This window comes from Acidomonas methanolica, from assembly GCF_004346035.1.
GTDB lineage: Bacteria > Pseudomonadota > Alphaproteobacteria > Acetobacterales > Acetobacteraceae > Acidomonas > Acidomonas methanolica.
This window is the reverse complement of sequence record NZ_SLZN01000049.1, coordinates 1-11,327: the sequence shown is the minus strand read 5'-3', so window position 1 is coordinate 11,327 and position 11,327 is coordinate 1. Positions and strand designations below refer to the sequence as shown.

The following is an 11,327-nucleotide window of genomic DNA, read 5'->3' as shown; positions in this document are numbered from 1 at the left end:
CAAAGCCAGCCCCCTTCCCGGCTCTCATCTTGAATCAGATCACGCCGCCAAGGGGAATCCCTAACGATTCAGTTCGTGCAGAAAACGCTCTAGAGGTGGAAGATGAAAACCGAGATGCACCTCTCCGATTTCTCCGAAGGAACTTCGGTCGAGTGTTTCCGTGAGTGCATTTGTCTCGCACAGGACGCGACGGACACAGCGTAATGCTATGCGTCCCGCAGTCGTAAGTTTAATGCCAGAGGAGGTTCGTTCAAAGAGCGCAACACCCAGTTGATCCTCAAGTCGAGCAATTGCTCGGCTGACCGTCGATACTCGCAGTTGAAGGGATGATGCGGCCTTCCCGAAACTTCCAGCTTCAACAGAAGCCAGAAAATAGCGGAGTTCCGCAGTGCGCATGGTCGTTATGGTCCCTTTCTGCCTCGGTTCCTATTTGTTCCATCCGTGCTTGTCCGACATGTGTTCCACGTGGATTGTGTAGATATCGTCCGGCCATGGATTTAAGGCTTCTCTTATGAATTGATACGTCGGGTGATGTGCGACATCGAGGTCAAGATGCCGCTTGAAGCGCCTTGCGTCCCTCCGCGTCCAACACCGCGAAATCTTCCTCGGACAGGGTGATGTCTGCAGTGGCGACATTCTGCTCAAGATGCGCGACCTTCGAGGTCCCGGGGATTGGCAGCATCACTGGACTGCGCTTCAGGACCCAGGCCAGTGCGATCTGGCTGGGATGAGCACCGTATTTCCCTGCCACAGTGTCTAAAATCGATCCCGGCCTAGCGAGGTCGCCGGCCGCGAGCGGGAACCACGGGATGAATCCGATGTTTTGCGCCGTGCAGTAGTTGAGCACGTCTTCGCTGCTGCGATCGACGAGATTATAGCGGTTTTGGACGGTTGCCACGTCAAAGAACTTCGATGCCGCTTTGATATCTTCTACGGAGACCTCGCTCAGTCCCGCGTGGCGGATCAGCCCCTGATCGATGAATGACCGGACCGCATCGAACTGCTCATTTGCCGGAACCCGAGGATCGATCCGGTGCAGTTGCCACAGATCGATCTGTTCGACACCGAGATTACGTAGGCTCTTATGCACCTGTTGGAGAAGATATTCTGGTCGCCCAACCGGCTTCCAGATGTCTGGCCCCGAACGGGTCAGGCCAGCTTTAGTGGCGATCATAAGATCCTTGGGGTATGGGTGCAGCGCCTCTTTAATCAGCCATTCCGAGACGTCGGGTCCGTAGGAATCCGCCGTATCGATAAAATTGACGCCGAGATCGGGAAGGTGCTTCAGCGTGCGGATGGCCTCGTCATGATCGGCGGGTGGTCCCCAGATGCCCGGTCCTGTGATGCGCATGGCTCCGAAACCAAGCCGATGAACGGCGAGATCGCCTCCGATCCTGAGCGTGCCAGATCGGGAGGCGTCGGAGGATGAATGGGTCATGGTCTCGGGTCCTTTTTTTCAACGGGTCAGGCGGAGAAGCCGCCATCAATGTTGTAGGCCGCACCGGTGATGATGCCTGCTTCTGGCCCGGAAAGATACGCAACCAGTCCCGCGATCTCCGCCCCCGTGGCATGGCGCTTGATCGCCATAAAGCCATGCATGATATCCTTCAGCGGGCCGTCGGCCGGGTTCATGTCGGTATCGGTAGGGCCGGGTTGGACAACATTGATGGTGATGCCGCGCGCACCGAAATCACGCGCTAGTCCTTTGACCATGCCTTTCAGTGAGGCCTTGCTGGCGCTGTAGGCTGCAAGGCCAGCCATCGGCATACGGTCAGCATTGGCTGAGCCGATGAAGATGATGCGGCCCCCGTCGGGCATCGTGCGGGCGGCAGCAACGGCTGCATGGTAAGGCGCATGGATATTGATGCGAAACAACCGGTCGATCTCATTCGGTGGGATATCCAGTGGGTCCCCTGCTCCGAGAATTCCGGAATTGACGACCAGCACATCGAGAGGGCCGAGTGAACTGATCAGCTCGATGAGAGCATCACGGTCGCTGCTGTCGGCGCACAGGGCCTCGCTTCTGGTTTCAGCAGCCAGGGCCGCCGCATCGTCCGGTGAAGAAAGATATGTGAAAAGGACCTTCGCTCCCTCCGAAGCGAAACGGCGCACGATGGCGGCCCCAATCCCGCGGCTGCCGCCAAGCACGAGGACGGATTTTCCCTCAAAACTGTTCATGACGGCATTTCCTGCGACGCCAAGATATCTGTCAGCCTGTCGAATGCTGGTTGATAGATATCTGTCGGCATCCTGGCCTCCATACTGACGGCATGTTTGAGGGGCGCTTCGAACTGTCCCCGCCACTGAATGAACGTTCGGTCACCATCCGTTATGGGAAGAAGGCTGATCGTTGACCGATAGTTACTGATCGGCAGGGCGGACTCGATAATCGAGAACATCACCGTATGATCTACGTCGGATAATGCGAGAAGCTGTTCACGGATCACGCCGACATCGCCCATTTCAAGGCGGCGGACCGCGCCGACACGGTCACCGGGCTCATCGCCCTCGATCACGCAGGTTTTCACCCCCGGCAACCACTTGCCTAGGGCGCCGAAATCACGGATTAGCCCCCAGACGGACGAAACGGAGGCAGGAAGAACGCTGCTGGCCATCACATGGATCATAATGCGGCTCCTGTTCGTGTCTGTCCGGCCATCATAGCGACTGCCCTCCCGTCACTTCGATACGCTGACCATTCACCCAGCGCATATCATCAGACAGAAGGGCACGGACAGCGGCTCCGATGTCATCGGGTTGCCCGACACGTCCCAGCGGAGTGATGTCTGCAAGGCTTTTATTTACCGTGGCATCGTCACGGACCAGCCCCCCGCCGAAATCCGATGCGACCGCCCCAGGGGCGACGGCATTGACGGTAATCCCGCGCTCCCCCAGCTCTTTCGCCATGTAGAGCGAAATGACTTCGGTTGCGGCCTTCATGGCCGAATAGGGGCCATGATCCGTCAGATAAAAGCGGGTCGCGGCAGAGGTGATGTTGAGAATGCGGCCGCCATCGCGAAGCAGTGGCAGGAGCGCCACTGTCAGCAGGTAAGGGCCCTTGAAGTGGATGTTGTACTGATTATCGAGTTGTTCGGAGGTAGCGGCATCGAAGCGTGTGTGAATGATGTTGCCGGCGTTCTGGACAACATAATTTAGTCCCTGCAGCCCGAACTTGTTTGCGAGAAGGGCTTTCAGCCGCTGAGCAAAATCCGTGAACGACGTATGGTTCGCGATGTCCAGTTGCAGCATACGCAACTTCACTTTTTCATGGCTGAGGGCGATTTCGGCAGCTTTCGCCTCATCTTCATTGGCATGATAAGTGCCGACGACATTAATGCCAGCATCCGTCAGATGCTTCGCGATACTGTAGCCGATGCCGCGATTGGCACCCGTGATAAGGGCGATTTTGGGTGTGTTCATAAACGGACTCCTCGCGGAAAGATGGCGTCCTATTCGGAAACCCAACTTCCGTATCACCCGATCCATAATATGGACATGAAGCGACGTCAAGGAATTGTGGACCGGACGATATGAAAGTTGGGGGTTTTTGTAGAAGGCTACAGTCTGACCCCCGTGTTTTCGGTGTTTTTTTGTCGATTTTTGAGAGGTTTGACAGTGTTGATATCCCACAACGTAAGGAGGGATGTGATGGCAGCATCCAGAGTGTCAACAGTCATTCCATCCCGCGCTTCGCATGTCATGCCATGAAAAAAAGTAGCGAGAATATCGGGCAGGACATCTGTTGACGGGGAGGCCTTCAATTCATTTCTGGCTATGGCGCGCTCCACGCAGGCCTTAATACCTGCCCGCGTACGCTGTCGTTCTGCGGCGAGAAGGGCTTGGACAGGTTCGTTCTCGGGTGAGCAGTTGCTGGCGCCGGACACGACCAGACAGCCGGTCGGATGCGTACGGGCCGCCTGCATGCGCGCTGAGCCGCGTAACGTCCGTTCGATGGCCTCACGTGGCGGCAGGCTTTCATCCCATAAGGGGGCCATGACCTGACCATACGTTGCCAGATAATGCTGCACGACTTCCCGGAACAGGGCTTCCTTGGAACCGAACGCGGCATAGAAACTCGCGGGCGAGATATGGCCCATGCTGGCCTTGAGCTGGGTCAAGGACGTCGGTTCATAACCCTGCGCCCAGAAAAGCGCCGTGGCGGCGTCGATCGCCTTGTCGCGGTCAAACTCACGGGGACGGCCAGTCCGCGCCATGCTAGTGCTCCTTTGAAAAGACTTTCATATTAATCGATCCAGAAATTATTGCCAAGATTTTACGGTCCGCATATATGTGTATCATTCGTTCCATATATTGAGTGGCTCATGACACCGACCATCGTACCGTCCGCGAAAAAAACCGACGAGTGCTTGCCTGTTTCCGGTCTGCTCGCGCTGGCCATGACCGGCTTCATCTGCATTATGACAGAAACTTTGCCGGCGGGTCTTTTGCCCGAGATCGGTGCTGGTCTGCATGTTTCCCCGGCATTCGCTGGGCAGATGGTGACGGCCTATGCCGTCGGTTCTCTGAGTGCGGCGATCCCGCTGACGCTCGCCACGCAGCGATGGCGGCGCAGGAGGGTTCTCCTGCTGGCGATCATCGGCTTCGTGGTGTTCAATTCCATCACCGCGTTTTCGACGCATTATGGCGCGACTCTCATGGCCCGCTACGGAGCGGGTGCGGCGGCGGGTCTCGCCTGGGCGTTGCTGGCCGGCTACGCGCGCAGGATGGTAACGCGCGCTCAGCAGGGGCAAGCTCTTGCGATTGCTATGGTAGGCACACCAATCGCGCTTTCTCTGGGGGTTCCCTCAGGCACATGGCTGGGGGCTGTTGTCGGCTGGCGCCTGACGTTCTGGATCATGTCGGGTCTGACAGTGCTTTTGATTGCGTGGGTTTTGGCAAAGGTTCCTGATTTTCCGGGCGCTGCACATCACGAGCGTCTGCCATTCCGGCATGTTCTGGGCATGCCGGGTGTGAAGCCCGTTCTGGGGGTCGTGATGGCGTGGATGCTCGCGCACAACGTGCTCTACACCTACATTGTGCCGTTCATCGCACCCGCCGGACTAGTAGGGCAGGCGGATCGCATTCTGCTGCTGTTCGGGATTGCCGCGCTGGCGGGCATCTTGCTGACCAGCCGCACGGTCGATCATGCTTTACGCTTGTCCGTTCTGCTCAGTCTGGCCCTATTCGCAGTCGTGTCAGTGGCTTTCGCCATTGAATCAGCGTCGCCGACTGTGATCGTGATTGGTGTCACGATATGGGGGCTGACATTCGGCGGGGCCGCAACCTTGCTCCAGACCGCGCTGGCCGATGCGGCCGGCGCTGGCGCGGACGTCGCGCTGTCGATGAATGTCGTGGCGTGGAACAGTGCCATAGCCGGAGGTGGCCTTCTGGGTGGTGTGTTGTTCGATACATGGGGCGCGGCGTCGTTCCCATGGGCCGTGATGGTGCTCGTCGCCGTCGGTTTCCTGATCGCATGGACAGCGCGATCGCATGGATTTCGATCTGGCCACCGACTCAAGCAGGGGGGCAGTCATGATGCAGGTTAACTAAAGTTGCAGACAGCTCTGCTCCCGCGAGCCAAAATGCATATGCCAAATATTAGGACGTTGAGACTCCGGGACGGTTCGCGGCGTTTCTGACAGCCTGATTGATGTCGGTATGAGGTTCTGATCCCAGCAACCGGACGAGGCGACTGTTGTCGAGCCGGACCGGATAATGCCAGTAGGGCTTAACCTCGATCACTTCGTGCGGAAAACCACCGAATGGAGAAAGAAGGCGCATCAACCACCATGGGAAGTGCCGGACTGAGAGATCCGGCGTGCCCGTCATGCGGCGGAGCGCAGCGATCATGTGTGTGCCGTCTGCGTCCCAGAACCCGCTGAACTGCATGCGTTCGACGGTTGCCATGGCACCGGGTCGTAGTTCGAGCAGTTGCGCAATTGCTTCGGCCAGATCAGGCAGGTAAGCCCAAGCGTGACCGATACCAGTGCGGCCGGGATAGGTGATCTGCTTCAGCGGCGCCTTCGCCAACGCCTGAGCGAACCAGCTCTGCTGTGCGTCAGGGCCGAAATAGTCGCCCGCCCGCACGATCAGGCTCGGAACCTCCGGGGCGGCGTCGGTGAGGCGACATTCGAGGGCCTTGCGGATCTTGCCTTTGCGGCCAGGCGGATTTTGCGGTGTCGTTTCGCTGATCACCGGCGCTGTGGCGGCGTCATAATTGTAGATCGTTCCCGGAAGCACAATGCGCGCTCCGCTGGTAGCCCTGGCGGCGGCGATCGTGTTGTCGATCATCGGCAGCACTGTTGTTTCCCAATTGCGGTAGCCTGCCGGATTGACGCCGTGCAGGATTACGTCGACCCCGGTCGCGGCCCTCACCACATCGTCCCGGAGCATGGCATCGCCCTGCACCCAGTGGGGCATCACATCGTCACCCCAGCCCCCTTGAGCCCGGGCCGGGTCACGCACCATTGCCCGCACCTGCCAGCCGCGACGCAGCATGACCCGTGTGACCGCGCCGCCAATGCCGCCGGTTGCCCCCAGAACGAGGATTGCTTTCGTCACGCTGCGATCTCCCTGCGTTTCCACCGGAAGAGTGAACGGAGGCGGTCGCGAAGGAAATTGACAAAGATCGGCATGCTGCTCATTGAAAAACGATGAGCATTCTTTCTCCGGACTGGGACGGACAACGGGCCTTCCTCGCGGTTCTCGATACGGGAAGCCTGTCGGCGGCGGCGCGCAGCCTCGGCCTGACCCAGCCGACCGTGCGTCACCGGATCGAGGCGCTGGAGCGCGCGATCGGTCAGCCACTCTTCTCGCGCACGGTGAATGGGCTGGTTCCGACGGATGACGCCCGGGAACTGGCGGTCCATGTCCGGCGTATGGCCTTCGCGTCAGAGGCTTTCTATCGCGCTGCGTCCGCGTCCGGGGGTGAGATCGCGGGTACGGTGCGTATCAGCGTCGCCGAATTCGTCGGCATCGAGGTCATGCCGCGTCTGTTGGCCCCGCTGCGGGAGCGCCATCCGGGCCTCGCCGTCGAACTGGTCCTGAGCAACGAGAACGCAGATCTGCCGGGGCAGGAAGCGGATATCGCGATCCGGATGCGTCGTCCGCGCCATGGGGCGCTGGTGGCGAAACGGGCAGGATGTATCCCGCTCGGGTTTTTCGCGACCGCCTCTTATCTGGAGCGGCATGGGGTGCCGGAAGGTGCGACGGATCTGGCCCGGCACACGCTGATCGGCTCGGACCGATCCCGGATGGATCAAGATTTTACACGGGAATTGCAAAAGACGCTGGGAGAGAAGCTGTATTTCGCGCTCCGCACCGACAGTCATCCGGCCCAGCTTGCCATGGTACGCGCGGGATTGGGGATCGGTGTCACGCAATTGCCAATTGGCGAGCAGGATCTGGTGCGCGTGCTGCCGGGCTTGGTTGTCGCCGAACTCGAGGCCTGGGTTGTCGCGCATGAAGATCTGCGTCACAGCCGCCGGATTGATGCGGTGTTTGGGCATCTTGTGGCGGCTCTGGGACGGTATTGCGCGTCCGGGCTGGTGATGCAGGCGGCTGTTGGCGTCGGTGGGCGAGACGCCGCGGATGGCGCCGGTTGAGCAGAAGCGCGCCTGCAATAATCCATCCCGGAAATTTGGAGACGGGAATACCGCGTGACAGGAGCGGGAATATCGAGAGTGGCGAAAGATAGTAAATAAACAGGTTTTGACCCGAAGACGAAGAGATAGTCCTGTAGTGTCACGCTTGTTGGTGCGGTCGTCGAAAAAAAAATCAGGTGGGATCATGGTCGTCAGGGCATTTCCGGAATTGCTGCCCGGCTTTACGTGGCAGGATACCGATGTGAACGGAGTTCGTATCCGTACCGCCATAGGCGGGGAAGGACCTCCGCTTCTCCTTCTTCACGGCCATCCGCAGATGCATCTGACCTGGCATAAGGTCGCGCCGGTACTGGCAGAGCGTTTTACCGTCGTGGCGACTGATCTCCGAGGCTATGGTGACAGCGCAAAGCCCGACGGCGGCCCTGAACACATCAATTATTCCAAGCGCGCCATGGCTGCGGATCAGATTGGCGTCATGAAAGCGCTTGGTTTTGAGCGCTTCCGGCTTGTCGGGCATGACCGCGGTGGACGCGTGGCTCATCGCCTGGCGCTCGATGCGCCGCAGGCGGTGGAAAAGCTGGTGCTGATCGACATTGCGCCGACAGCGACAATGTACGCCCGGACCGACATGGAGTTTGCGCGGCGCTATTTCTGGTGGTTCTTTCTGATCCAGCCCTATCCGTTGCCGGAAAGGCTGATCAGTGCCGATCCGGATTTCTTTCTGGAAACGCATATAGCGGGACAGGTCAAAATTGCAGGCGCCGTCGATCCTCGGGTGATGGCGGAATACCGTCGCTGCTATGCCAATGCCCGGATGCGGCATGCCGCGTGTGAGGACTATCGTGCAGCGGCAGGCATCGATCTCGTTCACGACGCGGAAGATGCCGACCGTCGGGTCGAAGCGCCACTCCTTGCGCTGTGGGGCGCACGAGGGACCATCGGCGCACTTTATGACGTCGTGGAAACGTGGCGCGAAAAAGCCACGGATGTGCGGGGACACGCTATTGACTGTGGTCACTGCCCCCAGGAAGAAGCGCCGGAAGAATTGTTGAGGAGCATTGGCGAGTTTCTCTGAACAGATACCTTTTTCTAGCCGGAGATATGTTCTGGAAGAAGAAGATCAAGATGCTCGCTTTCTTTCGTTCTCCCGATAATCGGTCTTCACTTCGCGACAGTATTGTCGCGGCGGGAGTGTCATCCCTATGCTTTCCAGGTCTTCGGTTCCCCGGCCACGTCCGTGGCCGCCACGTGGGCACCGACCGTGATCGCTCACGACCTATGCTGTCTGCCTGACATCAGCGATCAGAGTTGGGACTGCAGGATTACGTAGGGCGTGGTTGCCGGATGCTGGCGACTTACGCCCGATACCGCAGCGCCTCGACCAGCAGGGCGAAAGCCGGTGTCATCTGCCGGCGGCTCGGGTAAAACAGGTGATAGCCGGGGTAAGGATCGCACCAGTCCTCCAGAACGCGGACGAGTCGGCCCGCCTCGATATGGGGCATGGCGTAATCCTCCGGCATGTAGGCAAGGCCCACGCCGTCGAGTGCGGCGTTGAGGCGCAGTGCGAGCGTGTTGACCACCGCCGGGCCATCGACACGCATGTTCAGGGACCGGCCCTGCTTCTCGAACTCCCACTCGAAAATCGTGTCGTGGGTGGGCAGGCGCATGTTGATGCAGGCGTGTGTCGTCAAGTCCTGCGGCGTCGCGGGCACGCCGTGCCGCGCGACATAGGCCGGGCTGCACACGACGGCGGAGCGCAGAGCGGGGCTGATCGGCACGACGATCATGTCCCTGGCGATGCTCTCGCCCACGCGCACGCCGGCGTCGAAGCGCTCGGCGACGATATCCCGCAAGCCGTAATCCACGACGATCTCGATCTTTATGTCCGGGTATTGCCGCAGCAGTTCCGACACCCGAGGCCAGAGGATGGTGTAGGTAGGATGCTCGGTCGCTGTGATGCGGATGCTGCCGGCCGGTCTGGTTCTGAGGCTGCTCATGGCAACCAGTTCCGCCTCGATCTCGTCGAAGCGCGGCGCGATGGTGTCCAGCAGACGCGCACCGGCTTCGGTTAGGCCGACGCTGCGGGTCGTGCGCGCCAGCAGCCGCAGGCCCAGACGCTCTTCGAGGTTACGGATCGTATGGCTCAGAGCTGATCGCGAAACGCCCAGTTTCGCGGCCGCGCGCGTGAAGCTCCGTTCGCGGGCGACCGCCATGAAGGCCAGAAGGTCGTTCGTGTTCTCTCGCAACATTGATGCGTCATGCTCACAGGTTCATGCCGATCTTACGCCATAGTTGCCATAAAGGGCAGCGGTTAGAGTGGGGGAGGAATTTGTAGGCGACATCCCGGAAGCGAGAATAAGCGATGGAAAAGCGTGTACTTGGCAAGAGTGGCCTTGAGGTTTCCGCAATCGGTTTCGGCTGCATGGGCCTCAGCCACAGCTACGGAACGGTGACAGATCGCGGCGAGGCGATCAGGCTCATCCGTGCGGCGCATGATCGCGGCGTCACGTTCTTCGACACGGCGGAGGTCTATGGTCCCTTCACAAACGAGGACGTCGTCGGCGAGGCGTTGCAGCCGATCCGCGATCAGGTCGTGATCGCCACAAAATTCGGCTTCCGCAACGGCGTGATCGCGGACGGGCCAGACAGCCGCCCCGAGACTATCCGCCGCGCGGTGGAAGGGTCGCTGAAGCGCCTTCGCACCGACACCATCGACCTGCTTTATCAGCATCGCGTCGATCCCGATGTGCCCGTGGAGGACGTGGCGGGGACGGTGAAGGACCTGATCGCGGCTGGCAAGGTGCGGCATTTCGGCATGTCCGAAGCGGGGGGCGAGTCGATCCGCAAGGCGCATGCGGTGCAGCCTCTGGCGGCACTGCAAAGCGAGTATTCGCTGTTCTGGCGCGAACCCGAGACGGAAATCATTCCGCTGCTGGAGGAACTGGGCATCGGCTTCGTGCCCTTCAGCCCGCTCGGCAAGGGCTTCCTGACTGGCACGATCAACGAAAAGACCACCTTCCCGACAGGCGATTTCCGCAACGCGACGTCGCGCTTCGATACGGAGAACCGGAGGGCCAATCAGGCGATCGTCGATCTGGTCAGAGAGATCGCGTGGAACAAGGGCACGACACCGGCGCAGATCGCGCTCGCCTGGCTGCTGGCGCGCAGGCCCTGGATTGTGCCGATCCCCGGCGCACGGAAGCTGGCTCATCTCGAAGACGATCTAGGCGCAGTGAATGTCCGGCTCTCCGGGCAAGATCTTCGGACGATCGAGAAGCGTCTCTCCTCCATTACCCTCCGGGGCGAGCGTTACCCCGCCGCAATGGAGGCCCTCGTCGAGCGTTGAAGGGCCGTTCCTGCGTCGAGCGGGGATGGACGGCCTCGCCGGAGGTTACTTCTGTGCTTACTCTTTGGCATAATCTCTGTCTCACGCGGCAAGACGGGGTATCTCGCGATCCACCAATCGCAAGTATCGTTGGCTGCCTTCCCCCGCAACCATCTGAACTTGCGATGCGAACGCATCACGAACCCCAGCCCCGAAACGGGCTGGGGTTTTCGTTTGTCCACTGCCCGACGCCATCGTCAGAATGCCAGCAAGATCGCCTCGAACCTCTATCTGCATGCCGTCTTGACCTTGCCCCCTGAAATGCCCTCGAATTGAAGTAAGGTCTGTCCACTGGAGACAGACGATGAAGAAAGCACGATTTACGCAGGACCAGATTA

General features: G+C 59.8%; 12 protein-coding genes and 1 pseudogene. 4 read left to right on the top strand and 9 right to left on the bottom strand.

The genetic code is table 11. The features are described 5' to 3' along the window. Window positions 1–60: 60 nt before the first annotated feature. From EDC31_RS16430 to EDC31_RS16405, 6 genes are all read right to left on the bottom strand, one after another. The gene (locus tag EDC31_RS16430) at window positions 61–396 is read right to left on the bottom strand and encodes a LysR family transcriptional regulator (RefSeq protein WP_239641755.1); all 336 of its coding nucleotides are present in this window, start codon (window positions 394–396) and stop codon (window positions 61–63) included. Between the two features lie 151 nt (window positions 397–547). Then, window positions 548–1,438: an aldo/keto reductase gene (locus EDC31_RS16425; RefSeq protein ID WP_042061860.1), complete on the bottom strand. Its 891-nt coding sequence runs from the start codon at window positions 1,436–1,438 to the stop codon at window positions 548–550. A gap of 26 nt (window positions 1,439–1,464) precedes the next feature. After that, window positions 1,465–2,178 (bottom strand): SDR family oxidoreductase, encoded by a 714-nt coding sequence (gene bdcA / locus EDC31_RS16420; RefSeq protein WP_042061858.1) that lies wholly within the window; start codon window positions 2,176–2,178, stop codon window positions 1,465–1,467. Further along, the gene (locus EDC31_RS16415) at window positions 2,175–2,627 is read right to left on the bottom strand and encodes an SRPBCC family protein (RefSeq protein ID WP_042061856.1); all 453 of its coding nucleotides are present in this window, start codon (window positions 2,625–2,627) and stop codon (window positions 2,175–2,177) included. The genes bdcA and EDC31_RS16415 overlap by 4 nt, the downstream gene beginning before the upstream one ends. Before the next feature lie 31 nt (window positions 2,628–2,658). Further along, window positions 2,659–3,420 (bottom strand): SDR family NAD(P)-dependent oxidoreductase, encoded by a 762-nt coding sequence (locus EDC31_RS16410; RefSeq protein WP_042061854.1) that lies wholly within the window; start codon window positions 3,418–3,420, stop codon window positions 2,659–2,661. A gap of 137 nt (window positions 3,421–3,557) precedes the next feature. After that, window positions 3,558–4,214: a TetR/AcrR family transcriptional regulator gene (locus EDC31_RS16405; protein WP_003618898.1), complete on the bottom strand. Its 657-nt coding sequence runs from the start codon at window positions 4,212–4,214 to the stop codon at window positions 3,558–3,560. Window positions 4,215–4,322: 108 nt separating this feature from the next. Between EDC31_RS16405 and EDC31_RS16400 the strand changes: the two genes are divergently transcribed. Continuing rightward, window positions 4,323–5,546, top strand: coding sequence for an MFS transporter (locus EDC31_RS16400; protein ID WP_042061851.1), 1,224 nt, complete (start codon window positions 4,323–4,325; stop codon window positions 5,544–5,546). Window positions 5,547–5,598: 52 nt separating this feature from the next. On the opposite strand, the gene EDC31_RS16395 is transcribed toward EDC31_RS16400, so the two are convergent. Next, window positions 5,599–6,561 carry an NAD(P)H-binding protein gene (locus EDC31_RS16395; protein WP_042061849.1) on the bottom strand — a complete coding sequence of 321 codons (963 nt, stop codon included), beginning with the start codon at window positions 6,559–6,561 and terminating at the stop codon, window positions 5,599–5,601. Window positions 6,562–6,653: 92 nt separating this feature from the next. Between EDC31_RS16395 and EDC31_RS16390 the strand changes: the two genes are divergently transcribed. Then, complete coding sequence (locus tag EDC31_RS16390; protein ID WP_042061847.1) at window positions 6,654–7,604, top strand: LysR family transcriptional regulator; 951 nt, start codon at window positions 6,654–6,656, stop codon at window positions 7,602–7,604. Between the two features lie 184 nt (window positions 7,605–7,788). Next, entirely contained in the window at window positions 7,789–8,679 is an 891-nt protein-coding gene (locus EDC31_RS16385) for an alpha/beta fold hydrolase (protein ID WP_186820023.1), read from the top strand. 280 nt (window positions 8,680–8,959) lie between these two features. On the opposite strand, the gene EDC31_RS16380 is transcribed toward EDC31_RS16385, so the two are convergent. Then, window positions 8,960–9,853 carry a LysR family transcriptional regulator gene (locus tag EDC31_RS16380; protein ID WP_042061845.1) on the bottom strand — a complete coding sequence of 298 codons (894 nt, stop codon included), beginning with the start codon at window positions 9,851–9,853 and terminating at the stop codon, window positions 8,960–8,962. Window positions 9,854–9,966: 113 nt separating this feature from the next. On the opposite strand from EDC31_RS16380, the gene EDC31_RS16375 reads away from it, so the two are divergent. Further along, entirely contained in the window at window positions 9,967–10,950 is a 984-nt protein-coding gene (locus tag EDC31_RS16375; protein WP_003618909.1) for an aldo/keto reductase, read from the top strand. A gap of 81 nt (window positions 10,951–11,031) precedes the next feature. Here the strand turns inward: EDC31_RS16375 and EDC31_RS17960 are convergent. Continuing rightward, a pseudogene (locus EDC31_RS17960) lies at window positions 11,032–11,327 on the bottom strand (hypothetical protein); the annotation flags it as partial.